Origin of the sequence: Bacillus sp. RIT 809, assembly GCF_016892495.1 — a bacterium.
In the GTDB taxonomy this organism is placed as follows: domain Bacteria; phylum Bacillota; class Bacilli; order Bacillales; family Bacillaceae_G; genus Bacillus_A; species Bacillus_A cereus_U.
The window spans coordinates 1-25,605 of the sequence record NZ_JAFEMR010000022.1; the positions used below are offsets into that span (position 1 = coordinate 1).

The window sequence follows — 25,605 nt, forward strand, 5'->3', positions numbered from 1 at the left end:
GGACGTATTACCGATATTGATGATGTAATCTGTAACGTTCTAGGTTCTATAATTGGATATTCCATTTATAAAATCACTTTAAAATTAGCTGCTACATTTAACATTCAAGTATTAGATAAAACTAACTCTAAAGGTATAGAATTTATTGATAAATAAAAGTTTAAACCAGTTTAGGAATATACTAATAAAGCTACTAAAGACGTACGAGTAGAAAGTACGTCTTTTTACTTTTATAAATAATGCTTAAGGCTGATGGGAAATCACATTCCATATTTTATAAATTAAAGTAGCTATCGTATTTCATGTATGGTATGAACAGAGGCGAATATAATTTTCAAAGGTAAACAAGTATATAGGAGGACTCTAAATGGATATTCTATTTGTTATTCTACTTGTTATTCTTATAATTGTATTAATGCAAGGTAAGGAATACAAAGTGAATATTAATCGTATTTGGCTCATTCCGGCTTTGCTGTGCTTTATAACAATCCAGTCCATTATTCATATGAGACAATTAAATATATTGCACGTACTATTATTCGTTGCAATGCTCGGAATTGGATTGGGTCTTGGAGTTATTAGAGGAAAAGCTTTAACATTTCGATTAGATAGTGAAACAGGTCATGTATTACGAAAAGGAAATTGGTTAAGTACAATTATTCTCCTTGTTATTTTAGGTGCAAAGGTTTTGATTAAGCAAAGTATGTTTCCTGGCAGTACTCACCACACATTAATGGTTGTAACGAATGCCTTTTTATGTATCACATTAGGTACCGTAATTAGTAGACGCTATTATATTTGGAAAAAATATAATGAATTAACACAAAAAGCGTAAATACATTCGTCCCTTGTTTAACAACGCTGTGAACGGTAATACTAAATAATATTGAACTTTTACAACAAGGGATGATAATATGATATTCATTTACACGGATTTCGGCGGAACGCATACAACCTCGCTAGCTGCAGCTTATCATTTAAATAAATTACCAACTGATCGGAAGTTAACGAAAGAAGAAATTTTAAATGTAGAGTACTTTAATAAATTGAAAACAGAAGATATGGGGAAAATTATTTTTCATGGACAAGATGAATATGGGAATCCTGTATATACAATTGGATGTGGGGCATCAAAGGTCGTTGTACCTGCCATGAAGCATTTAGGAGAGATTCTGCAAAAACATTATCAAAACAATGATAAGATTATTTTTTCTAATACATCACCAACAGTTCCATTGCTAATGACTTTAGGCGGTTTGTTTTCTAGAAGATTTCATATTGATTTTATTGGTGTACCGTTACTCGTATGGGGAGCAAAAATTTGCTGTGATAACATCCAGCGGCTTGTCAGTTATACGAAAGAAGCGGGGCGAATGACGAATGATTATGTTGTTATTTTAGATAACGAAACATTTAAGTAATGTAATGTTAAAAGAAGACCGGGAAATTTTGTGGTTTTCTTTTTTTTTTGATAAATAGACAAAAAACATTCACATTTATTATCCATCTACTATAGCCAAAATAATAAAGTCCTGTTACTATTACAGGGGATATTCTCTTTTCGTAAGATAAATATATAGAAAAGTCAGAAAAGAGGAACAGAATAAGGGAGGAACAACATGAAGCGTGTTGCTTGGTTTACTGATAGTACAACTGCGAGTTTTACAACAGATGGTGATAACTTTGTTATCCCAATTGAAGTTATTATTGATGGAGTGTCTTATAAGGATTGTGAAGAAGGAGTTCATAAACGTCTTTATGAAGCGTTAAATGATGGAAGAACAGTTACTACTTCGCAACCTAACATAGGGGAAATGGTAGAATTATTTACTAAATGCAAAGAAGAATATGAAGAAGGCTTTGCAGTTGCTATTAGCGGAAAAGTAAGTGGGACCTATCAAAATATGAAGTTAGCTGCTGATATGGCAGGTTTCCCTTTAACTGTATTAGATAGTGAAACGACAAGTTATCCAATGGATGAACTTTTGAGAAAAGCTAAAACGTTATACAATGATGGTATGACTTTACAAGATATACATAAAACATTAGTAGATGAAAAAAGAAGGCCCTTTTATGTATTTCCAAAAAGCTTAAAAGGTTTATATGCAAGTGGTCGTGTAAAGGGAGTTCAATTTTTACTTGGAAGTTTATTAAGTGTCAACTTAATCTTAGAAGTAAAAGGCGGAGAACTTTTACTTGAAAAGAAAGTGCGTAAAATCCAAAAATGTAGAGACTACATTAAAAATGAGCTTGAAAAAGAATTACCAAAAGTACTTCATATGTTCTATGCTAACGATAAAGATGGAGCTGAAGAATGGATTTCAGATATTAAACAAGCATTCCCTGAAATGGATTTCAAGCTTTATCCATTGCCAATTTCATTTGCTGTACATGCAGGTGAAGGTACAATAGCAATTAGTTATTAAGAGTAAAACCCGTGAATAATTCGCGGGTTTTTTATTTTTTTCTATAACAAATATAAAGTATTCATTGAATCTACCCCATACTAAAGATAATTATATATAGATAGATAAAAGGATTTTCTATGATTAGAAAAGAAGTATTTATAAACAAATATTAAAATGGTAGTGATATTATGAAAATCGGTAAATTTGGAGAAAAAAATAATTTAAGTATAGATACGATTAGACATTATATGGATCTCGGGCTAATTATCCCCGAAAAAAAGGGGGGCCATTATTTTTTTGATGAGTATTGTCAAAAAGATATAGAGCTTATATTAGAGTACAAATGGCTAGGCTTTAATTTGAATGAAATTAAAGAACTTTTTCTTTATAAAAGTTTAGCAAAATCTATGAATTACGAAAAAGATACTTTTTACCAATCTTTATTTAAATTGAAATATGAAAAGATGGAACATGAAATAAAAATTTTAAAGGAAAGAAGAGATAAATTAAAGGCAGCGTTAAATGATTTATCTATAACAACGGAGATTTCTAATTCAATTTTAGGGATAGATTTAAGGGTACTTAATTTTCTTACATGTTTTAAGTGTAGCGGAAATTTAATTCTTCAAGATGGAATTATTAATAGCAATCAAATTATGGAGGGGAAATTAACTTGTGATTGCGGCGAAGAGTATGTTATTACTTCAGGGATTTTAACAGCAGGTAAATCGTTTGAAACGTCTGACAGGGCTTCTTTTGAAGATCCTATTTCAGATTATATCCATGAAACTGATTCTTCTTATTTGGAGAATATACATAGAGCAGGAGAATGGGCGAAAAAGAAATTAAAACAACTAGATTTAAATGACAAGGTACTGCTTGATATAGGATCGGGTTTTGGATTCTTTTTACGAAATATTTATGAAGAGCTGCCAGAAGATTGCTTATATATTGCTGTTGATCGAGATTTGAATAAACTTCTATTTTTAAAAGATGTAATTGAAAGAAGAAACTCCACAAGAAACATTCTTTTTATTTGCGCTGATTTTTTAAGTATACCTATTCAGAACCATTCTGTTGATATTGTAATTGATCAGTCTGGTACAAGTAATTACAGTTTTGAGAATGAAATCTTTTTGCTGCATGAATTAAATTCCCTTTTAAAACCTGATTGTTATTTATTAAGTTCATTTATTTTATTTAAAAATTTCAGCATAAATAGCCAAATTACAACTAGATTTCGAGATAATTTTACGTCTTCAAAAGTGAAGAGAGAAATCCAAAAGCTACAGTTTAATTCCATAGATGAAAGAACTTCAGAATATATAGAACGAGGAGGAAAATACGAGGATTTCTTTGTTCAAGGAGAAGAAATTTATACATATTCATTTTTCGGAAAAAGATGGGGTTAACCCCATCTTTTTTAATTTTTCTTTTAAAAGTTTTTAATACTAGCATATTGATATTGGGTTGACCCGAGAACTTACACTGTACGTAATACAAAGTTAAGCGGGAGGGAAAAGTTATGGAGAGTTTACGAATACAGTTACAAAATGAAAAAAGCAACCAAGAACTAAAAAATATTTGTCTCTATGTAATTGGGAAAACAATATCAATATTTGGTAGCTCTATTTATAGTTTCGCATTAGGATTATATGTTTTAAAAATAACCGGATCAGCATTAAATTTCGCAATTACACTCATTTTAGGAACGATTCCAATGATTGTTATGAATCCATTTGCCGGCGTAATCGCAGATAAGGTTGATAAAAAGAAACTAGTTGTTTGTATGGATCTACTAAATGGAGGCTTATTAATTGCTGTCTATATATTAAGCAGCAATTATGGACTAAACTTATTCATCATTTATGCTACTACCTTTCTTATGTCGGTATTTACAACATTCTTTGGAATAGGATTAGAAGCCGCAAAACCAAATATCGTCTCTAAAAAGAGGTTAATGAGTATTAACTCTATAAGTAAAATTATCGATTCTGTATCTTTAATTCTCGGTCCTATGTTAGGTGGCATCGTTTTTGCTGTATTAGATATAAAAACTTTTATAATTATAAATGGTATTTCATTTATTCTTTCGGGCATATCCATATTGTTTATTCACTTTAAATTGTTCGAGTACAGCATAAATGGTGGATGTTCAAAAAGAGAAATTAATTTTATTAAAGATATAAAAGAAGGGTTTTCTTACTTAATTGAAAAGGAAAGCTTAAAGAATACGTTTAGTATTTTAACTGCACTTAATTTCTTCCTAGGTTTTGCTGTAATCGTCCCACTACCATACATAATAAACACAGTTCTCAATCTTAGTTCGAAGCAATTTGGCATGATTCATGGAACTTTTCCAGTAGGAATGATAGTTGGTGCAATATTAGTAAAAAAGATAACTGATCGTTTTTCTTATTCCTATCTTTTGAAAAAATCAAGTTTTATGTTGGCAATTTTTATGATAATTTCAGGAATTCCAGTTTTATTCAAAAGTATTGAAGTGGATAATTTTGTATACGTTGCTATGTATTGCCTTATTATGTTCTTTTTAGGGATAATGATAGCACTAATTGATATTCCTTTAACTTATTTCATGCAAAAAGAGATTCCTGATGAATATAGGGGGAGGGTACTCAGTATTGGATTAAGTATAGGTAAAATGATGCAGCCAATAGCATTGGCATTATCAGGATTATTATTAAATTATATCCCTGCTTACACGCTTCCAATTACAGGAGGGATAGTATTTCTTATTTTGAATAAGGCTTATTCAAATAAGTTGAACTTAGAAATTCATTCAAAAGATTATAGTGTTGAACGTAATTAAATAATATTTTTAAATGTTTAAAAAGCACAGGGTATCATCCTGTGCTTTTTATCGTAATTCAGCTGTCTTTCTAATAACAATCTTATCAATATCATCTTCTTCATCACCAATAAATAATCCGCGTTCTTTTAAATATGTTTCAAAATATAAATCTGCTTCAGCACGTTCATCGTATGGCTTTACAGATAGAACGAAACCTAATTTATTTTGCTCTTCTAAATGAGAAGTAGAGATGTATGCCGGTACATTATGGCGTAAAAAGAGCTCTTTAACAGGAATGATCATATCTTTCATTAATTTTGATAACATGCCCATTTCAAACTCAAAATTAAAACGCTCTATACTAGATAAATCGGCGAATACTACACCAATAAAACCTGTATTAAATACTTCTTGATATTCTACTTCTTCATCACCATAAAAGTTCTTTTCGATTAAATAATTTATAAAGTAAGCAACGCCATCACTTTGTTCAAAAGGTTTTGTTGAAAGAACAAAGCCGATTTTCTTTTGTTTATGTAAATATACACATGACATGTGTGCGGAAATATTATGTTCTTTAAATAAAGCACTCGTTGCTCCAGATAGACCATCTAGTACGTGATGGACAATTTGAAGTTTTTTACGTGCGAAATAATAGGATTTCTTTTGTAACTCCAATGTATCAATAAAGACAGAGCCGATAAAGCCTGTATTTGAAATGATAGGTGTTTGCTTTTTTCTTCCTCTGCGCTTTGCTGGAGCCATTGTTAAAATCATCCCTTCATGTACGATTAAAATAAAAAGAACATTTGTTCGTATATTTATATTTTACTATTAAAACGCTCTAAAGTAAAGGGTTTTTGACGAAAAAAACAACAAAAAAGACACCTGTAAAAGGTGTCTTAAAAGCTGTAGGGAATAGGGTTCATCCCGACTATTTATATTAAGATACAGATACAATCTCTTCTGTATCTTCTACATCTAAATGACAGTCCATAGTACGAACATCTTGATCTTCATGACTTCCGAAATAAATAGTAATTTTCATATGTATCGCTCCTTTATTCTAGGAATACCTAAAATAATTACTAGTAATGTTAATATTTATTATATACCACTTTTTTCAATCCGACAATGTTATATCATTTTTAATTCTTTCATACTAAAACATGTAATATAAAAGTGTTAAAAGGGGTGTTTTCAAAGAATAAGTAAAATTCCTTATATGTTATATTTAATATAGAAGTTATTAAATTATTACTTTCTATGAAAGGAGCACGACTGATGAATTATCAAAAGTTACTTATAGATAATTTTACATATAAAACTACATATGTTGCTCGTCATGTGCAAGGGATGAGTGTAAAGAAAACGAAGGATTATATTGCCGTTAACTGTGGTTTACCTACAGATACATTTAATATTATTACTTTATTAAACAACAACTTAACGGAAGGAAACGAGGAATTATGTGCGGAGATAGAATACTTTAATCAAAAAGGGTTCCCCATGAGTGTTTGGTGTTGGGATGCAAAGCGAGAGAATACACTTAAGAACGAGTTACTAAAACTTAGATTAATAGAAGCAGAAAATAATATTGCAATGGTTGCAGATTTACAAACAATTCTTCCTACAATAGACATACCAGCAGGTTTTACAATACAAAAAGCAACTTCGCCGGTACAAATACAAAAATTTGGCGAAACATTAGCGGCTTTATTCGGTACATCAGCGGAAGGCTCTAATGTTCAATCATACTATAATCAAATTTCTTCTTTAGATTTATGGAATAGCGATGACATGAAACTATACTTAGGTCTTTATAAAGGTGAGGTAGTATCTGTTGGCTCTTTAGTATGTACGAAAGATAGTGTCGGTATTTATGATATTGCGACTAAAGAAGAAATGAGAGGACAAGGATTCGGCTCTACTCTGTTTAATTTCTTACTGCAAGAAGCTAAACAACTAAAAAATACGTATTGCGTATTACAAGCTTCACCTGATGGAATAAATATTTATAAAAAATCCGGCTTTCAAGTTGTAGGACAAATGACTGTTTTTGAAAATCGGCATTTATTTGAGTAAATCATCCAAGTCAAATTGTTTTAAATATAGGAGTTAACATACCGTTATGAAAAAAACATCTATAATTACAATCATTTGTTTCTTCACAGTAATAAGCATCTTTGTTTTTCAACAAGTAAATGAACATAATTATATAAAAGCTACTAATCAATCAAATTATATAAAAAACATTGCGCATAGAGGTGCTTCTGCATATGCACCAGAACATACAATAGTGGCTTATACATTAGGACAACAATTAAAAGGTGACTATATAGAAATAGATCTCCAAATGACAAAAGATGGACATTTAATAGCTATGCATGATGAAACATTAAACCGTACAACAAACGGTATGGGATTAGTTAAAGAACATACATTAGAAGAAATAAAGAAACTAAATGCAGGATCTTTTTTCAATAAAAAGAATTCCAATTTAGCAAAGGAAGAATTTGAAGGTGCTAAAGTTCCAACACTAGAAGAAATTATTGAAACGTTTGGACATAATGCTAACTATTATATCGAAACAAAATCGCCAGATGAATATCCTAGAATGGAAGAAAAACTATTAGAAATTATTAATCACTACCAAATAAATGATAAAGTTATTATTCAATCATTTAGTGAAGAAAGTCTGCGAAAGATTCATAATTTAAATGCCAATATACCGCTAGTACAATTATTATCATATAAAAAAGCAGTTCAATTAACAGAATCAGAAATAGAAAAGTATAAAACATACTGCATAGGTCTTGGTATGAATTACAAATATATTGATGCAGCCTACGTAAAAAAAATAAAGAATTATGGATTAGAAGTTCATCCATTTACAGTAGATAATGAAAAAGATATGAAAAAGTTAATTTCTTGGGGCGTCGACGGGATGTTTACTAATTATCCAGATCGTTTGGATACACTTATGCCTTAAAGAAACAGAAATAAAAGGAATCCAAAAGCTTGGATTCCTTTTATTTTTCTTCCATTCCATGTCCTTAGTGCAAAAACAAAATATTCAATTCACTACATAGAATATCAAAAAAAATTAGAAAGTAACCAAAATACAATTAATTTTTCCTTTGTTTTTTATATTTTTTTGATACACTGACTACGAGAGGAATACCGATTAACGTCGGTAAAAACCAAAACCATATAGGCGGCAGTAAATTAATAATGGGAATATGAATTCCGATGTTTACTAAAAGTGCGGTAACGGCACCGATATAGGAGCCTAACATACCTCTAATATGGTGATGAATCCAATTTTTCCAACGCTTTTTTCCTGCAAGATAGCCATAAATCGCAAATGAATAAGAGAAAATTGCTACATAAAATAAATATGCGATTTTATCCCAATTTATAATAGACAATATAATTGCAGTAAGAGTTATTACAACATAGGATGCATGATATATTTCGCCCCATTCCGTATGTTTCCCTTTCTTTTTTTGAGCAAGCATAGCTACAATTCCCGTAATTAAACATATGGTTCCAAATAATATGTGAATGGTCAAAAGAATATTGAAAATGCTCATAATAATTCCTCCTTTTTATTTTTATAGTATTGCAGTATAGGAGAAAAGTTGAATAACATTGTTAGTTCGACTTAATATATTGAAATAAGGGTATCTTTTGTGCAAGCGCTAAAGATTGACGGTGATTCTTATAAAGAACTCATTTTATTAGGACACGAGATGAGATTGTGGTAAATAAGATATAACAAAAATCCTCTTTACATTAAAGAGGATTTTTGTTATTCCATCAACTCACTAATCAATTCACTTAATATGTAAATACCTTGAGTAAATTGTTCAGGGGAAGCATAGCCATACGATAAACGAATGTACTGATCTGATTTCTCTTCATAAATTCGTCCCGGATTTAAAAGAATTCCCTTTGATAATGCTTCTGAAAACAGTTTTTTCATCGGAATGTTAGGTATCACCCTTAGCCATATAAAAAATCCGCCGCTAAGAATATCCCACGTGGCAATATCTGCACAATACTTATTTAAGGCTTGTATCATTATTCGTCTTCGCTCTTTTAGGTGAATCCTTACGTTTGCTACGTGCTCCTCATAAAAACCGTTGATTAACCATTCTGCAGCAACTCTTTGAGATAAAGAACTTGATCCATAGTCATATAGAAGTTACTTTGAGTATTATATATTTAGGTGTGTTCCCGACAGTACTTCCATATATTACATTAGCATATATTACATCTCATTCCAGTGCTTCTGAAGCAACAAGTTCTTTATATTTAACACCAGTAGCTGCATGTATTATCGCTTGGATATGGTTAGGTGAGGTGCCAACTTTTGTTTCGATAGTTGGAGGGGGAATTACTATATTAGGGGTTATAATTACTCATTTAAAAAAGATAATTATAAACAAATCGAGAGCGGAAAATATCTATAATAAATAGCATTAGAATTAGATGAAAAAGAATTTATTCAAGACTTTATAAAATAAATACTATGAGGTGATGTCGAAAAAGGGAATCATTTCACTACGTTGAATATAAAAGATAAATTCTCTTTTTAAAGGAGCTTAAAATAGTGAACGTCCAATTAAAAATTGTTACGAGAGAAAATTGGGAAGACGCATTGAAATTACAAGTTAAAGAAAATCAAATGCAATTTGTTCCGGCAGTGGCAGTATCACTTGCTAAAGTATACATAAAACCAGATGGTGAAAATGTCGAATATGTTCCATTCGCTATATATGATGGCGACCTTATAGTTGGTTTTATTATGCACGCTTATGTACGAGAATCAACAGATATGTATTGGATTAACGGATTTATCGTTGATGAAAAAGAGCAAGGAAAAGGATATGGAAAAGCAGCATTAAAGGAAATCATTAACTTAATAAAAAATAACTTTAAAGAGTGTGAGGAAATTAGATTAACTGTCCATAAAGATAATATTTCTGCAAAGAAACTATATGAAGGTTATGGTTTTAAACCATTAGGAAATGTATATGACGGTGAGGAAGTATATCGCTTATTGTTGTTGAAATAAAGATGTACTGTTTTGAATAAAGTTATATCGTGTATTTATAGTGAAAAGGAAAAGAACATCTAGAATTGAAAGATCGATTAAGAAACTGTTTAGAAACAATAAGTTGTTCCGTTTTAGATCCAAATTGCGGAGAAGTGGTGTTACTAAGTCATATAAATTATTGCAAGCAGAATTCATACAATTATTTAAACATTTTATTATAAAACAGTATTTATATATACTTAAACTATCATTAATAAAAACATCATGGGAGGAACTAATATGAAAGAAAGTAATAAAAAGGAGTTGTCACTAGAGCAACGTGAAGAATTACTACAAACATTGAAAGATCGTTTTGAGAATCATATGAACCGCCATAACGACCTAGAATGGACTAATGTTCAAGAAAAGCTGGATGCTAATACTGAAAAATTGTGGTCACTCAATGAAATGGAAAGAACTGGTGGCGAACCTGATGTTGTTGATTTTGATAAAGAAAAAGGCGAATACATTTTTTATGATTGTTCAGCAGAAAGTCCTAAAGGTCGTAGAAGTGTTTGTTACGATCTTGAAGCGCTAGAATCAAGAAAGAAACATAAACCAGAAAATAACGCTATTGATATGGCAACTGACATGGGTATTGAACTATTAACGGAAGAAGAATATCGGGCGTTGCAAAATCTTGGGAATTTCGATTTGAAGACATCGAGTTGGGTGCAAACACCTTCTGATATTAGAGAACTTGGCGGTGCCCTTTTTTGCGATTATCGCTTTGGACACGTCTTTGTGTATCACAATGGGGCAGAATCTTACTATGCCGCAAGAGGCTTTCGTGGTTCGTTAAGAGTCTAAAATTTGTACAGGCAGGTAAATTTGAAATAGAGAATAGATTTGCTTAGGGAAAAGTAGTGATTGCATACTTTAGCTACGGCTTCGATTTTGAGGCCGCAAAGAATAGGGCTAATCAAACCTTATTGTAAAAGAATGAATCAGCTAAAAATATTAAGAGTATGTTTCGATGATTTATTTTCATAAACATACTCTTTTTTAGAATCGTTTATCAAGATTATTAGTTTCAATTAAATTGTAAACTAGAACATGTAAAATGTTATCTTCCAGTTATTAATAATGTTCATCCATATGAAGCACCTCTGATTTATATTATCCCGCTTTTAAATGACAATTTTTGAGCAAGTATAAAGTGAATGATTAGGAGGAATACAAAATGAAAAGTAAATTCCATCATATTGTACGAGCTATCATGATAAAAGATGAAAAATTACTAGTTGCTGAATACATAGGACATCACTATTTTTTACCCGGTGGCCATGTTGAAATTGGAGAATCAGCAGAGAATGCACTACTAAGAGAGTTACGAGAAGAACTTGGAGTAACTTGCAGTGTAAAACAATTTTTAGGCGTCATAGAAAATCAATGGCAAGCCAAAGAAACCCTTCATCATGAAATTAACCACATTTTTGAAATAGATTCAAATGAGTTAAAATCAGATTTTACTCCAATATCTAAAGAGTCCCATTTAGCATTTCACTGGATTGATTTTAATAAAGAAAATATAAACTCCTATACAATAATGCCAACACCTTCCGTAAAAGAATTACTAGAAAGAAAATTAAGTGATGAACTATTAACTTGCTGGATTAGTAACTTTTAATTATCTCTATTTATATTAATTCCGTCCACTAAAAGAATGTAAAGAAAATAGGCTCATAAACAAGGTACATCACCTAGTGTAAAGTCATATTTTGTTGATGTACGCATTTAGTCTATAGCCTTATTTCTACTTTATTTTTAAAAGTAAATAAACTTGAAAATTTGGACGGAATTCACATTTGTAAATGGAGGGTTTCATAATGAATGAGTTTCAACAAGAACTACAAGCATTAAACCTTAATGCTTATCAACCTGGTAATGTTGTTTATTGGGATCAGCAACAAAATCAATATCCATATTACTACATTCAAGACGATGCACGTCGTTGTGGCGGATGCGGTGGCGGCGGACGTTGTGGCGGTTGTGGTGGTCGCTGTGGTGGTTGTGGCGGCGGACGTTGTGGCGGTTGTGTAGGTTGTGTAGGCTGCGTTGGTTGTTTCAGCTGTTCTAATTGCTGGAGCTGGTGGATTATTTAAGTACTATAGATCAATAATATTTCACATGAAAGAAAAGTGCCTATGCAAAGTTATACTGTATTGAAACTTTTCTTTCATGCTGTCATTTTTATATGTTTTAGGGGGATATTTATTTGTACAAATATGAAAAATTAATTTCATGGGTAGAAAACATTAAAGAGACAAATCAAAGTTCTGCGGCAGCACTTTGTATTATTAAAGATAATAAGATTGTGCTCGAGCATTATAGTGGAACGCATTCAAATATTTCTACTAGTAAAAAAGTAAACATATCTTCACAGTTCAATGTCGCTTCCGCAAGAAAAAGCTATTTAGGATTAATGGTAGCTTATGCAGTTTATGAGGGGAAAATAAAATCTCTTGATGACGAGGCAGTAAATTATTTAAAAAAACCTGATCCTTCATTACTCGGTAAAACAACGATAAGACATTTAGTAACTCATTCACACGGTTTAAATGAAACTAATGATGGGACAGTTTTTCGTGAGTTTGAGCCGGGACAAGCTTGGGCGTACAGAGATATTAATGTAAGAATGGTGACGCAGCTTATTTATCAACTGTATAATAAGAGTTTTCCTGAACTATTAAAGGAGCGTGTATTCATACCTGCTGATTTCAAAGAAACTGGATGGAGAATAAAGAAAGATGATAATTTAGTTAAGGTTGTTGTAAATCCAAATGAAGATGCCATAGATAGTGTTGGTACAGTAGATGACGGCTCCGAGAAAAATTTGTTTGTCTCTGCGAGAGAATTTGCATACTGGGGGAACCTGCATTTAAATAACGGGTTTTTAAATGGTAAACAAATTGTCCCAAAAGAAGTTATAGCACTTGCTACGAGCTTACAAAGTCCAGAGTATACAAATAAAGAACTACCTCAAAACGGGTTGTTTTGGTTCATTCAAAATGAACCTGCTTTATTTAGTGAACTTGGTGAGCGAGTTCCTAAAGGTTCCTATCAAATATTAGGAATTACAGGACCAACGATATTAGTCATTCCAGAATATAATGTCGTCGTTGCTAAAATGTACAATAAAAGATACAACTATGGTGGGGATAATTATTTATATTATTTACGTGAATTTAGCAATTTAGTCGCTGATACATTTAGTAGCAGTAAAAATAATATGGTTAGGGCATAACTACTCCTATAATAAAAAGGAGTGAACTTTAATGAAAAATGAAGTGAATAAAAATAAAAAGCAAAATATAAAGGATGTAAACACAGAACAAAACGCGATTTATAGTGATCCGAAAGATGCAGCTAATATGCAAACTGTACCGCAGCCGAAAGACTTTGAGGAAATTGAATATTAATTTTCTCTCCGACTTATTTATGAAAGAAAAATACGTCTTAAGTCTCATCACTTTCAGCAAATTATTTGATAACATATGTACATAAGCATTCGAAAATGTCTTATCTTAACAAAGCTTTCTTTAAATGCTGTATATAACCTACAAAAAGGCACTTCTTGATGAAGTGTCTTTTTGTGTAAGCTAACTTAATTTCCATTTTCCGTACAGTATCTTGCAATTTATTATGGATATACTAACTGTGAAAATTCATGTCATGATAAAAGAAGGGGACAGTTAGCATGAAACAAACATCTATAAATCCGTTGCTAATTGTTCTAGGTACAATCATTGTTCAAATTGGCCTAGGAACAATTTACACATGGAGTTTATTTAATCAACCCCTTGTAAGTAAGTTTGGATGGAACCTCAATTCAGTCGCGATTACTTTCTCAATTACGAGTTTTTCTTTATCATTCTCAACTCTATTTGCAGGAAAGCTACAACAAAAATTTGGACTTCGCAAACTGATCGCTACTGCAGGAATTGTTTTAGGACTCGGTTTAATACTTAGTTCACAAGTTTCCTCATTACCATTACTTTATTTATTAGCCGGTGTTGTCGTTGGATATGCTGATGGAACAGCATATATTACATCACTATCTAATTTAATTAAATGGTTTCCAAACCGTAAAGGGCTTATTTCTGGTATATCTGTTTCAGCATATGGAATGGGGAGCTTAATCTTTAGATATGTAAACGGAAATCTTATCGATAGTCTTGGTGTATCACAAGCATTTTTATATTGGGGTATTATCGTCTTACTTTTAGTATTAATCGGATCGTTCTTCTTACGTGAAGCAATTGTAAGTAACACCGCAACTGAAACATTACACAATGACTATACTCCGCGTGAAATGATGCGAACGAAACAAGTATATTTCTTGTTTTTCATGCTATTTACATCCTGTATGGGTGGTTTATATTTAATCGGTATGGTAAAAGATATTGGAGTACAACTCGTTGGACTTAGTGCAGCAACCGCTGCTAACGCCGTTGCAATGATTGCAATTTTTAATACGATTGGTAGAATCATTCTCGGAACATTATCAGATAAAATAGGTCGATTAAAAATTGTCTCTGCAACGTTTATTATTATTGGATTGTCCGTCTTTACTTTAAGTTTCATTCCACTAAATTACGGGATATATTTTACTTGTGTAGCAAGTGTTGCCTTTTGCTTTGGTGGTAATATCACAATATTCCCAGCAATCGTCGGGGATTTCTTCGGATTAAAAAACCATAGTACAAACTACGGGATTGTTTACCAAGGTTTCGGTTTTGGTGCACTTGCAGGATCATTCATTGGAGCACTACTCGGCGGATTTCAGCCAACTTTCATTACAATCGGTGTTCTATCTGTTATATCTTTCGTTATCTCTATAGTAATCCGCCCTCCAAATGCAGAAAAGAAGAAGGAAATCAAATCGTTAAATCGAAAAATAGCTTAATGCTAAGAAAGAGTCCTTATACTAGGGCTCTTTTGCTTTACAAAAAAATGTATAAATAATGGATGACATTCAAAAAATCTAATTTTATCCTTGTACTTATTTCATAATTTAACATTAAAGAAGATAGGACATTCCGATTATTAAATTGAATAAATAATGTAAAGGGGCGTGATAGTTAAAATGCAAATAGTAAAGCAATGGGTACAAGAAGATAGTGATTACATAAGAGAAAAAGTAATTGAATATAACCAAAAACAACTTTCAAATGAAGAAAAAACACCTTCAGAAAAGATTAGTTTTATAGTGAAAAATGAAAAAGAAGAAATAGTAGGAGGGATAACGGCAATCACATTTTGGCACCATGTACATGTTGACTTCCTATGGGTTTCTGAAGAATACAGGCACGAAGGTTACGGAAGCAATTTAATGAATCTTATTGAAGAATTTGCAATTAAAAAAGAATGTAGGCTAATTAAATTAGATACTTTTAGTTTCCAAGCCCCTAATTTTTATAAGAAGCATGGGTATAAAGTGATAGGGGTAAGTGAAGATCATCCTAAAGGACATAATCATTACTATTTAGAAAAAAGGTTGTAAAAAACGTACTGAATTGAATTTATAGTTGCTATTGTTTGATATTCTTTAAACGAATCGATTATTTTAACATATAGAGGGCGTATTTTGATTAATTTTTTCAAAGCACGTTCTTTTTCTTTTGTAAGTTTATGTTTTGTGAGTTTATGAATAGAAATTCATTTCCTTTTGTGAATAAAAACAATTTAATGATAGAATGAAACGAAGACAGAAAATTCTTATCATTAAAAGGGGTTACATATGAAAAAAGTAAATGTTACATACGCGCTTCTATATGATGAAACTCATGAAAAGCTATTAATGGTTAAAAACAAAGGGAAAAATGGTTCTTATTACACTTTACCAGGTGGAGCAGTTAAATTCGGTGAAACGTTAGAAGAGGCAGCAATTCGTGAAGTGAAAGAAGAAACAGGGCTAGATATATCCGTAAAAGGGGTTTGTTCCATTAGTGAAGCCTTTTTTGAGGAGAGAGGACATCATGCAATCTTCTTTAATTTTTTAGGAGAAATAATCGGAGGGGAAATCTGTATATCACGGCCAAAAGAGATTGAAGAGATTACCTGGATGGAATTGGATTCAGCAGAACCTTATTTACGTATACCAGAACACTTAAAAAGCCTTTTACAAAAGAAAGAAACAGTTCCTTATATTTTTAATGGAACTATTATTCATCAATCTTCATAAAGATAGTATTTCATTTAAGGCGGGGGAAAAATGGAGTTTATCGTTAATCACAAACACTTTACACAAGCTCTTTCAGAAGTAAGTAAAGCTATCTCAGCAAAAACTTTAATTCCTATATTATCCGGAATTAAAATAACAGCAGATCAATTTGGAATTACTTTAATCGCAAGTAATTCGAATATTTTCATTGAAAAATTCATACCTATTTCAATTGAAGACGAACAAATTGCAACTATCTTTAAAGCCGGAAGTATTGTTGTACCTGCAAAATATTTCATTGAAATTATTAAGAAAATGCCAAGTGATATAGTAATAAAAAGCATGAATAAGCAAATGATTACAATTCAATCTGATGAAATTACTTTAAACTTGAATGGACTCTCGGCGAACGACTTTCCAAATGTACCATTTATAGACGAACATGCAGAAATACAAGTAGAAACGGAACAGTTGATTGAAATCTTTAAACAAACTGTCTTTGCAGCAGCTAAAAATGAATCTAGACCCGTTCTTACTGGCGTACATTTCGTTATTGATCATAACAAATTAATTTGTGCTGCTACTGATTCGCACAGACTGGCTTTACGTGAAATAACCATTTCTTCACATGCGAAATTGAATTGCGTTGTACCAAGTTCCACTATTAGTGAATTACTAAAATTAATGAACAGTAATTCAAATTTAGTATACATATATCTTTCAGAGAGTCACATTATCTTTAAATTCGGTACAATTACATTGTATTCAAGGCTTATTGAAGGGAAATATCCTAATATATCCGGCCTAATTCCAAATGAATCCCAAACGGTTATTAATATAGATAGAAAACAGATTTTACAAGGTGTAGATCGGTCAAGTTTATTAGCTAGTGAATGGGCAAACAACAACGTTAACTTAGAAATCATTGACGAATCCACAATACAAATCTCTTCTAACGCTTCTCAGATTGGTAAAATATCCGAGACACAACAAATAGATGCTATTCAAGGTGAAAAGCAATTAAATATATCTTTCGATGGACGATATATGGTCGATACTTTAAAAGCAATAAAAGAAGATAGAGTTACTTTAAGTTTTGGCGGTTCCATGAGACCGATATTAATTGAAGCAGGTGAACAATCTGCAGCAGTATATTTAATATCGCCTGTTAGAACTTATTAAGAACAAATGAAGGAATTAAAAAATGTACAAGCACACTTTATGTTTTATAAAAAGAAATGAAGAAATACTTATGCTAAATAGAGAATACGATCCTGTAAAAGGATTATGGAACGGTGTAGGAGGGAAGATAGAAAAAGGAGAAACACCGTTAGAAAATGCAATTCCAGTAGATATAAGAGAACTCCAAAATAAGTGAATTAACAAAAAGCGAACCTATTTAATATAGTTCGCTTTTTGTTATGATTATACTTCTCGCCACCAATCTGAAGTAGGATAATCTTTAGCTTTCAACGTAATAGATTCACCTATTTGCGGCGTTGCAATATTAACCCCTAAACGATTTGCTTCTTTCGTAACTCGCTCAATTGGATCACTCCATTCATGTAATGATAATGTAAAAGCACCCCAATGAATAGGAACAAGCAATTCTCCTTTAACGTCAATATGAGCTTGTACTGTTTCTTCTGGCAACATATGAATTGCAGACCATCTCGTATCGTATTGCCCGCATTCCATTAAAGTAAGATCGAATGGACCGTATTTATTACCAATTTCCTTAAAGTGCGGAGCATATCCACTATCACCACTAAAGAAGACTTTCGTTTCTTGACCAAGGATAACCCATGAACACCATAACGAACTATCTCTATCTGTCATACTTCGTCCAGAAAAATGCCTTGCAGGTGTACAAACTAATTTAATATTATCAAACGTAATTTCATCCCACCAATTATGCTCACTAATTTTACTAGGTGAAACACCCCATTTAATAAGATAACGCGCAACTCCAGTCGGAACATAAAAGTGCTTTGCACGATCTTTTAACTGCATAATACTTTTGTAATTTAAATGGTCATAGTGATTATGCGAAATGATAATCGCATCAATTTCCTGAAGATCTTCACGTTCTAAAGAAAAAGTACCACTATAACGTTTACTATTAAAAACAGGGAATGGGGAAGAGGCATCGCCAAACATAGGATCTAATAACAGCTTTTTACCTTCTATTTTTAAAAGAGCAGCAGAATGTCCAAACCATGTAACACTATCTAAAGACTCATTATCTTTATTCGATAAAACAATAGGTAAATTCTTTATAGGTCGCAACTTTGTTTTTATTTTAAAGTAATCAGTCATTAAACCTATAATATCTTTTGGTTTAAAACTTACATCAGTATGAATTTGATTTATATATTTCTTTTTCATTAGTTCTCCTTTTTACGTTTAACAATATACGTATGTTGTTATTCTAGCTGTTATTAGTGTAAACTATATCGTTTTACCTTTCATCTTTAATACAATACATTTCATAAATTCTTCAAATTTATTATTTATATATATAAAATAGAATTCATTTAGCAGCAGCTAAAACTAATATTATGTGTTTGTAAATTGTTTTGTTTAAGTAAATTCTTTCTCATACACAACAAAGAACGTACGTTTCGTTATACGTTATAGAAGCAGGTAGGTAACTAATTATCCAAAGGAAGGAGAGTCTATAAATGCTTGAAGAAAGAAAAAAGAAGTCAAAATGTAAACTATCAAAATCTGAAATGATTCAGCTTTATACAAAAGGGAAGAGCACCTCAGAAATAGCTGTACTTGCCAATGTGTCTGCTGGATATATTCGTATGGTTTTAAAAGAAAAAAACGTGCCCAGACGAGCTATAGGTAGTTGGAAGAGAAAGTATGATTTAATAGAAGATTATTTTAAAACTTGGTCAAATAACATGGCTTATATTTTAGGATTTATAACAGCAGACGGTGTTATACCAAAAGAAAATCAATGTGTCAGTATCTCGCAAAAAGAAAGTGACATTCTAAACGATATAAAAAAAGAATTAAACACAAACCAGCCGCTTTATCAAAACAAAAAAACAGGCGTATATATGTTAAACCTCAATAGTAAAACAATTAAAGAAGATCTTATGAATATTCACGGAATCAAGCCTTGTAAATCATTTACTGTAGAATTTCCATTCGTACCAGATGAATATCTGCATCATTTTATTCGAGGGTATTTTGACGGAGATGGTTATGTCAATTATGAAGCATATACAGTAAGTTTTGTAGGAGGATCATATAATTTTATGAACTCTCTAAACCAAGTTCTGCAAAATTACAACTTAAATTCTAACCTTTTAAATCAAAATACACATTATCGTGTCATGCTGACTGGGAGAAAATCAATTCAGCTTTTTGCAAATTGGATTTATAAAGACAAAGATATATATTTGCATAGAAAATATGAAACATTTCATAAAGAACATGTAAGTTTAGAACAATTACAAGATCGAAAATTAAAAAGAACTCAAGCTGCAGTTATGCAAAGAAAAGAAAACTTCCTTAAAGATTATGAGAAAAACAAATGTATTATTACCGCATGTTCAAATATAAAAATTAATGAATTAATATTTAAACGTTGGATAAAAAATGATAATCAATTTAAAAAAGAATATGAACAAATTAATTTGGCATATACAAATAGCAATAACACAATATAAAATTCTAGATAACCTTAGTATAGGTATTAAGATAGCCATACTAAGGTTTTTAATTTGAGATTATTAAAGGGCACTTATTTTTATTTATAGAACATAGTAAATACATAGATTTTACAATTAACTTATTTAAAAAGGAGGGATGTAATGATGCTTGCTAATAATACTCCAGAGAAAATACTATAAACAGCTTAGGAGACTAAAATGATTTCATCTGGAGATAATTCTCCAACTATAAAAATAAGTGAAACAAATCTTCAATATTTACTTGTGATGCTGCATCTTGTTATAGGATCCAATGCTATAAAAACGAAGCTAAATTGGACTAACGAGGAATTCGAAAAACAAATGCACGCATTAGAACTAGGAGGTTTATTGAATGAGACAGAAGGGAGTTACTATCCAACATGTATGGTTATAACAGCTAATGAAGGAGAAAAACTGTATAACCTATGTGAGCCTCTAATTAAAACTGCACTTAACATAATTGAAAAGCATTCTAATCAAATTGATGCTATGTCTAAAAGAATCGAGACATTTAATCATTTACCTAAAGAATCGTACAGTCTTTTACTATATAGTGGTGTGTTATTAGATTTTGGACAAATAATTAACATTGAAGAAAACTATTCAGAAACAGAACGGCCTTTGAAAAACAATAAAAGATATTATTATGCGATTCTAGAACAAGAACAAACAGACAAAGAGTCCTTTGGAATGTATGGTAATACGTATTTGGATTTAGGGGAATATCAAATTGGTCTTTATGGAAACACTCGATATACAACTTTGAATTTAATAACTGCGAATAAAGAAACGTTTGAAGAGTATTTTCACGATGCTATTACTGATATTAATTATACAAAAAACAATTAGTTAAAAATTTTGTAGCGGCAGATAGACAAGTAGACTTAAATTTAAATTTATTATACAAAAAATTAGGCTTGTATAAAAATTCGCAATCAATTATCCCAGTGTTTAAAGCCAAAGACTTATCTATACTTAACGAAATCGCGAACACAATCAGTAAAGATTTGATCTTATTATGTAAAGAAAATGAGAAACCTTTAAAAGAATACTTTGCAAGCAGCAGATACTCAAAAGAAATAACTTACGAAGAATTTTTTATTTGGTGGTATCACTTTTTCTATACAAAAATAACTGAAGAATTAATAAAACAAGGCATAATTAGTATCAGCACTCAAGAAAATCAAACATATATAATCTATTAAATACCTAATTTTATAAATATAAGCAGCGTATTATAACTCCACATATGTAGCAGAAGGATATGTGAAAAATCATTTGTAAAATAGATAGTCATCTAAAATTAAACATGAAGAAAATACGATATAAATAGGGGAGATGCACATTGCAAAAGAAATTTATCAATCCGGAAACTTTGCCAGCAACTTTCGGTTGCTCACATGTAGTCGAAGTTAGTAACGCTAAACGAACAATTTACATATCTGGACAAGTAGCGATTAATGCTGATGGTCATATAGTCGGGAATGGAGATTTAGGTATACAAACGCGCCAAGTATTTGAAAATATTAAAGTAGCATTAGAAGCTTCAGAATTAAATTTTAATGATGTAGTAAAATTAATATTTTTCTTGACGGATATTTCTCAAATGGCCATTGTTAGAGATATTCGAGATCAATACATCAACACAAACAATCCACCAGCAAGTTCAGTTGTAGAAGTTAACAAATTGATTAACGATAAATTATTAATCGAAATCGAAGCAATCGCTGTAGCAAACTAATTTTAAAAACTTATTCTTAATCATATCAACGCAATTCGTTCACTTTAAACGAATTGCGTTTTTTATTAACTAAAATATAAATTATACACGGAAACATTCTTATCAATAACACAACATGAACAACTTAAAATAACAAATAACCACACAATCTACAACACATTATGAACCAAATTAAAAAGGGGAGCCTAACAATCATAACTAACATATAATAAATTTATTGCTTTTTACTAGTTAACATAATATATATTATACGAAGTTGTATAGAGTAAGTGTTTCTCTGTATCAAAAACCAAGTAAACTATACTTAATGAGATGAAGGGGAGATTTTTAATGAGATTTATACTAAATCGAACTTAAATGCTTTTTTACGTTTTTATCACTTAATTTATATTTAATCCGTTCATAGCAAATCCGAACTTAAAATTCATGAATCGTTCTATTTACAAACACAAAAAAATTTTACGTAACAATATATTTAAAACAAAAATTTAAAATCGATTAAAGTGTTTTTATTACTAATAAATTTCCCACTGATTGATCTATCATTTTTAGCTACATATATGATTTGCTACATGTTACATTATTTTTATTTATTTCATATCATCGCTTGACTTTTATTATAATTGCTATCTTTTAATTTAGTTAACATAATTAAATATTATTAAAACAAAAATCACCCTAACTGTTAGGATGATTTTTTAGCACTTAAACATATATACACCAATAAATTGAGTCCTTTTCCCTATTTAAACATAAGTAATGCTCTAAATTGTTATTTTAATAGCAATCCCAATTGTAAATAATATTGGAAAAATCTAGGTTCAACAAATCTTCCTTGCGTATAAAGAAATTAGCAACACCAGAATCTCCCCACATAATATTTAATGAATCATCTGTATCGATTTGCAACAACAATATATCATGTTGTTGGTATTTTTCTTCCCATTCCCTCGGATCTGTCTGTGTAAAGAATGGATACCCGCCAATTTTATGCCCTTGATCTTCGCATAAATCATCATACAGTTCGCCTAATTCTGTTTTATTTTCTTCATCAACAATTTCTTCCCAATCAATGTTTTTATTAAAAATCTTTTCAAATCGATAATCTCTTGATGTTACTGGTTGATAATCCAATTCAAACTTTAGTTTAGCTGCTTCAGGTATGATAAAATGCTCTAAATCTAAAGTGTTTAAATAACTAAAATCAGTAATAACCTTAGTTAAATCTTCCGTTATTGTAGAATGATAAATGATTCGAAAGTCTTTTTGGATTGTTGGATGATCAAAATCTGCTCCGTAAAGCTCATCTTCAGCACTTACGAAAAATTGTAACATGCCCTTTTGAGGCATATATTCAATATGCGGAATTTCTTCAAGGTTTAACTGCGCAAGTAACATCATAGGTTGGCCATTAGAATCTTTAGGATGCTCTTGATTTATAGGTAAATACGGATATCCACCAAACTTACTTTCAAAAAGGGTTGTCTCTGCTTGCGTTCCAGACACTTTAATATACGATTTCACACTTTCTTCTAAAATACTACGATACTGTTCTAGTTCTTTCGGAATTTGAAGTTGATACGTATTTTTCACAGCTTTTACCTCCCTTTAGTAATGAATTGAAAACACCTAACTTAATTATATAGCAAGAGATAGCTTGATTGAAAATTGTTAAAAATCCGTTTTCACCCTCATTTTTTGCGCACTTGGTGGACAAAGTAAATTATGTTCTATAACTTTTTTATTTATAGTTCGAATTAAATCCGCTGCTTCTGCTGTATTTGTATTTTCTTTTAGTTTTTCTTTTAAATCGTCAATTTCTTTTGAAAGCTCAATCCACCTAGGTAAAACATGATTATTTGCCAAAGTTCTATACAGTTGCTTTTCAGGATTGTACGAAAGGTCTTTATCAAGATTAAGAGGTTTCCCTTTACCAGGTAAATCATTAAAAGCTCCTTTCTTTTCTGCCTGTTTAACAATAGAACTAATATGATCCTCATACGTGAATGACCAAACTTTCTCATCTTTCACTAAAATTTCTTGTTTTTTTAGCTTTTTATCTAGTTCATCTTGATTCATAGATTCATTCCTCTTTTCATTTTATTTTTATAGTGTTGTTTTTGAATGTTTTAATGCTTTCAACCCATCAAATAACTTTTCTCGCCACCAAACGCCGCCATGACCACCTTGAAACTCTTCATAAGTGATTTGGTATCCCTTATCTTTTAAAGCTCTATATAAGCGCTTATTAGCCGTTAAAAGAGGTTCGTTTTCAAGTTATCCTGCTGTTATATGAAATTGAAGATGAAATGTATACTGATTAGCCGATGTAATAAGAAGTCCTTGAAGGTGTGAAGTGCGAGAATAATCATGTGGTGTATAAAGATGAATCTTACGTGTAGTATTTAAAATTGAAATATAGAAAGAATATGTTTCAAACTTACTGTAATTAGAGCCTTGCTACATTTTATTTGTAATAAGGCTCTTTAAATTTGTTTAATTCTTATTGCACTAACGCATCCTTTTAAATCGGTTATTTATTAGAAAATTTATCAATTGCTTGAATAGCTTGTTCCAACGCTTTTATTCTTCTTTCTAAAAGTGTTCTTTGGGGACTACCAGCCTTTGACTTATCATAAAAGTTCTTGATTGATGGCAGCAAACCAGTAATGACATTACGAGCTTCTGCTAACTCTTCCAGGGTGTAATGATGGGTTCTTTGATTCCAAACGTTTTCTAGCATTGCTAAGCCGATGCAAACAGCTTTCAGTCGTTTCTTTACTAAAGTAGTATTTGCGCCTTTTTGAGTCATCTGCGACAAAGCATTTTCTAATTTATTGATTGTTGATTGTAAAGATTTTATTGATTCCAATTTATCTACATTTGATACATTTTCCATGTTAGTACTGTCCCTTCTTCGATTCTGAATTATTTTGCTTGATACTTTATAACATCGATAAGAACCTGATTTCACTCGGAATATTTTAACATAAATAACTAACAATATTTGAAAGTAATTCTCAAGAATCCGACACAATTGTTGAACACAAGTTAACTAACCTGCCTGATAGTCCAATAAGAATTAAAAACCTTTTTTGTCACTTAACATTTACATGATGAATAATGATTTAAAGGCAAACGACCGCAAAACTAAAATCCTCTTCCCTCCTCTGCAGTATTTTATAAGTACTTCTTTCTTCTCATTAGAATTCCTATATAAACAAGTTGGAAATACTGTATATTTTATGAACCAAAAAACGCACAAGTTATTTAACCTGTGCGTTTTCGTCTTTATTCAGTAAGGTAGTAAAGTAACAGTTTCCGAGCCTTTTCATAATTCATGAAATCTCTATATAAAATGGGGTACTTTATAATTCCTGTTTTAAGAAAACGATATTGCGGAAACCATTCAAAAAACGATTTTCGTAGCCATAGTATTTGTTGAAACAAAATTTTCTTTTCGTTTTTATTAAGTACCCTACTCAAAGTTCCTGCTGTATGCATCCAATAATAATTTAAATCGGCATTAATACAGTCATCTTCTGTAAATGTATTTTTATAGTCTTTCTGCAATTTTCGTGTGTCACGATAAGGAAATGGCTTATGCAGAGGACTATGCATTTTCTGTAATTCATTAAAAATAACCTTTTTTCCTAATAGCAAC

26 protein-coding genes and 7 pseudogenes are annotated in these 25,605 nt (G+C 31.0%); 25 read left to right on the top strand and 8 right to left on the bottom strand.

The annotated features are described in order from the left end of the window. The 6 genes from JTF23_RS20890 to JTF23_RS20915 all read left to right on the top strand — a co-directional run. A partial coding sequence (locus tag JTF23_RS20890) for a VanZ family protein (RefSeq protein WP_204209631.1) occupies positions 1-156 on the top strand: 156 nt, incomplete at its 5' end. A 211-nt stretch (positions 157-367) separates the two neighbouring features. Then, on the top strand, positions 368-835 hold the full coding sequence (locus JTF23_RS20895) for a DUF1453 family protein (protein ID WP_204209545.1): 468 nt from the start codon (positions 368-370) through the stop codon (positions 833-835). A 79-nt stretch (positions 836-914) separates the two neighbouring features. Then, a complete protein-coding gene (locus tag JTF23_RS20900; RefSeq protein ID WP_204209547.1) occupies positions 915-1,421 on the top strand; it encodes a DUF3189 family protein in 507 nt (168 codons plus the stop codon). 198 nt (positions 1,422-1,619) lie between these two features. After that, the gene (locus JTF23_RS20905) at positions 1,620-2,426 is read left to right on the top strand and encodes a DegV family protein (RefSeq protein ID WP_002110177.1); all 807 of its coding nucleotides are present in this window, start codon (positions 1,620-1,622) and stop codon (positions 2,424-2,426) included. Between the two features lie 170 nt (positions 2,427-2,596). Then, positions 2,597-3,820, top strand: a complete 1,224-nt coding sequence (locus JTF23_RS20910; protein WP_204209548.1) for a methyltransferase domain-containing protein — start codon at positions 2,597-2,599, stop codon at positions 3,818-3,820. Between the two features lie 113 nt (positions 3,821-3,933). Continuing rightward, on the top strand, positions 3,934-5,238 hold the full coding sequence (locus JTF23_RS20915) for an MFS transporter (protein ID WP_204209550.1): 1,305 nt from the start codon (positions 3,934-3,936) through the stop codon (positions 5,236-5,238). 48 nt (positions 5,239-5,286) lie between these two features. Here JTF23_RS20915 and JTF23_RS20920 read toward each other — a convergent pair whose 3' ends face one another. Continuing rightward, the gene (locus JTF23_RS20920; protein ID WP_002161610.1) at positions 5,287-5,985 is read right to left on the bottom strand and encodes a hypothetical protein; all 699 of its coding nucleotides are present in this window, start codon (positions 5,983-5,985) and stop codon (positions 5,287-5,289) included. 519 nt (positions 5,986-6,504) lie between these two features. Between JTF23_RS20920 and JTF23_RS20925 the strand changes: the two genes are divergently transcribed. Next, positions 6,505-7,305 (top strand): GNAT family N-acetyltransferase, encoded by an 801-nt coding sequence (locus tag JTF23_RS20925; RefSeq protein ID WP_204209552.1) that lies wholly within the window; start codon positions 6,505-6,507, stop codon positions 7,303-7,305. Between the two features lie 46 nt (positions 7,306-7,351). Further along, complete coding sequence (locus JTF23_RS20930) at positions 7,352-8,212, top strand: glycerophosphodiester phosphodiesterase (RefSeq protein ID WP_016104983.1); 861 nt, start codon at positions 7,352-7,354, stop codon at positions 8,210-8,212. A 136-nt stretch (positions 8,213-8,348) separates the two neighbouring features. On the opposite strand, the gene JTF23_RS20935 is transcribed toward JTF23_RS20930, so the two are convergent. Beyond that, positions 8,349-8,816, bottom strand: a complete 468-nt coding sequence (locus tag JTF23_RS20935; protein WP_002161613.1) for a DUF2306 domain-containing protein — start codon at positions 8,814-8,816, stop codon at positions 8,349-8,351. Between the two features lie 96 nt (positions 8,817-8,912). On the opposite strand from JTF23_RS20935, the pseudogene JTF23_RS28255 reads away from it, so the two are divergent. Continuing rightward, positions 8,913-8,990: pseudogene (locus tag JTF23_RS28255) on the top strand (DUF4269 domain-containing protein); the annotation flags it as partial. Between the two features lie 44 nt (positions 8,991-9,034). Here JTF23_RS28255 and JTF23_RS20940 read toward each other — a convergent pair. After that, positions 9,035-9,421, bottom strand: a pseudogene (locus tag JTF23_RS20940) (aminotransferase class I/II-fold pyridoxal phosphate-dependent enzyme); the annotation flags it as partial. Positions 9,422-9,423: 2 nt separating this feature from the next. Here JTF23_RS20940 and JTF23_RS20945 point away from each other — a divergent pair. The 13 genes and pseudogenes from JTF23_RS20945 to JTF23_RS21000 form a co-directional block, all read left to right on the top strand. Beyond that, positions 9,424-9,698, top strand: a pseudogene (locus JTF23_RS20945) (EamA family transporter); the annotation flags it as partial. A 140-nt stretch (positions 9,699-9,838) separates the two neighbouring features. Further along, positions 9,839-10,303 (top strand): GNAT family N-acetyltransferase, encoded by a 465-nt coding sequence (locus JTF23_RS20950; protein WP_204209553.1) that lies wholly within the window; start codon positions 9,839-9,841, stop codon positions 10,301-10,303. 261 nt (positions 10,304-10,564) lie between these two features. Next, positions 10,565-11,134, top strand: a complete 570-nt coding sequence (locus JTF23_RS20955; protein ID WP_204209555.1) for a DUF4256 domain-containing protein — start codon at positions 10,565-10,567, stop codon at positions 11,132-11,134. A gap of 224 nt (positions 11,135-11,358) precedes the next feature. After that, positions 11,359-11,472 (top strand): annotated as a pseudogene (locus JTF23_RS27965) (cytochrome C biogenesis protein); the annotation flags it as partial. Between the two features lie 35 nt (positions 11,473-11,507). Next, on the top strand, positions 11,508-11,954 hold the full coding sequence (locus JTF23_RS20960) for an NUDIX domain-containing protein (protein ID WP_070139366.1): 447 nt from the start codon (positions 11,508-11,510) through the stop codon (positions 11,952-11,954). A gap of 199 nt (positions 11,955-12,153) precedes the next feature. Then, positions 12,154-12,429, top strand: a complete 276-nt coding sequence (locus JTF23_RS20965) for a heterocycloanthracin/sonorensin family bacteriocin (protein ID WP_204209557.1) — start codon at positions 12,154-12,156, stop codon at positions 12,427-12,429. 113 nt (positions 12,430-12,542) lie between these two features. Next, on the top strand, positions 12,543-13,571 hold the full coding sequence (locus JTF23_RS20970) for a serine hydrolase domain-containing protein (RefSeq protein ID WP_204209558.1): 1,029 nt from the start codon (positions 12,543-12,545) through the stop codon (positions 13,569-13,571). A gap of 31 nt (positions 13,572-13,602) precedes the next feature. Beyond that, entirely contained in the window at positions 13,603-13,746 is a 144-nt protein-coding gene (locus JTF23_RS20975; protein WP_002013225.1) for a hypothetical protein, read from the top strand. 278 nt (positions 13,747-14,024) lie between these two features. Further along, positions 14,025-15,233: an L-lactate MFS transporter gene (locus tag JTF23_RS20980; protein WP_204209559.1), complete on the top strand. Its 1,209-nt coding sequence runs from the start codon at positions 14,025-14,027 to the stop codon at positions 15,231-15,233. A 180-nt stretch (positions 15,234-15,413) separates the two neighbouring features. Beyond that, positions 15,414-15,830 carry a GNAT family N-acetyltransferase gene (locus JTF23_RS20985; protein ID WP_016104977.1) on the top strand — a complete coding sequence of 139 codons (417 nt, stop codon included), beginning with the start codon at positions 15,414-15,416 and terminating at the stop codon, positions 15,828-15,830. Between the two features lie 237 nt (positions 15,831-16,067). Beyond that, positions 16,068-16,511, top strand: coding sequence for an NUDIX hydrolase (locus tag JTF23_RS20990; protein WP_002147574.1), 444 nt, complete (start codon positions 16,068-16,070; stop codon positions 16,509-16,511). Between the two features lie 30 nt (positions 16,512-16,541). After that, the gene (gene dnaN / locus JTF23_RS20995) at positions 16,542-17,672 is read left to right on the top strand and encodes a DNA polymerase III subunit beta (protein ID WP_204209560.1); all 1,131 of its coding nucleotides are present in this window, start codon (positions 16,542-16,544) and stop codon (positions 17,670-17,672) included. Positions 17,673-17,694: 22 nt separating this feature from the next. Continuing rightward, positions 17,695-17,862, top strand: a pseudogene (locus tag JTF23_RS21000) (NUDIX domain-containing protein); the annotation flags it as partial. Between the two features lie 53 nt (positions 17,863-17,915). Here JTF23_RS21000 and JTF23_RS21005 read toward each other — a convergent pair. Next, positions 17,916-18,878, bottom strand: coding sequence for an MBL fold metallo-hydrolase (locus tag JTF23_RS21005; protein ID WP_204209561.1), 963 nt, complete (start codon positions 18,876-18,878; stop codon positions 17,916-17,918). A gap of 296 nt (positions 18,879-19,174) precedes the next feature. Between JTF23_RS21005 and JTF23_RS21010 the strand changes: the two genes are divergently transcribed. From JTF23_RS21010 to JTF23_RS21020, 3 genes and pseudogenes are all read left to right on the top strand, one after another. After that, positions 19,175-20,176, top strand: a complete 1,002-nt coding sequence (locus tag JTF23_RS21010; protein ID WP_204209562.1) for an LAGLIDADG family homing endonuclease — start codon at positions 19,175-19,177, stop codon at positions 20,174-20,176. Between the two features lie 201 nt (positions 20,177-20,377). Then, positions 20,378-21,405, top strand: a pseudogene (locus tag JTF23_RS21015) (hypothetical protein). Positions 21,406-21,545: 140 nt separating this feature from the next. Continuing rightward, positions 21,546-21,941 (top strand): RidA family protein, encoded by a 396-nt coding sequence (locus JTF23_RS21020; protein ID WP_204209563.1) that lies wholly within the window; start codon positions 21,546-21,548, stop codon positions 21,939-21,941. A gap of 777 nt (positions 21,942-22,718) precedes the next feature. Here JTF23_RS21020 and JTF23_RS21025 read toward each other — a convergent pair. The 4 genes and pseudogenes from JTF23_RS21025 to JTF23_RS21040 all read right to left on the bottom strand — a co-directional run bounded on the left by JTF23_RS21025 (position 22,719) and on the right by JTF23_RS21040 (position 25,604). Continuing rightward, the gene (locus JTF23_RS21025) at positions 22,719-23,534 is read right to left on the bottom strand and encodes a YwqG family protein (protein ID WP_204209564.1); all 816 of its coding nucleotides are present in this window, start codon (positions 23,532-23,534) and stop codon (positions 22,719-22,721) included. A 78-nt stretch (positions 23,535-23,612) separates the two neighbouring features. Further along, a pseudogene (locus JTF23_RS28260) lies at positions 23,613-24,383 on the bottom strand (DnaJ family domain-containing protein); the annotation flags it as partial. A 91-nt stretch (positions 24,384-24,474) separates the two neighbouring features. After that, entirely contained in the window at positions 24,475-24,840 is a 366-nt protein-coding gene (locus JTF23_RS21035) for a hypothetical protein (protein ID WP_204209566.1), read from the bottom strand. 392 nt (positions 24,841-25,232) lie between these two features. Next, positions 25,233-25,604 carry a YxiJ-like family protein gene (locus JTF23_RS21040; protein ID WP_078181449.1) on the bottom strand — a complete coding sequence of 124 codons (372 nt, stop codon included), beginning with the start codon at positions 25,602-25,604 and terminating at the stop codon, positions 25,233-25,235. Position 25,605 lies beyond the last annotated feature (1 nt).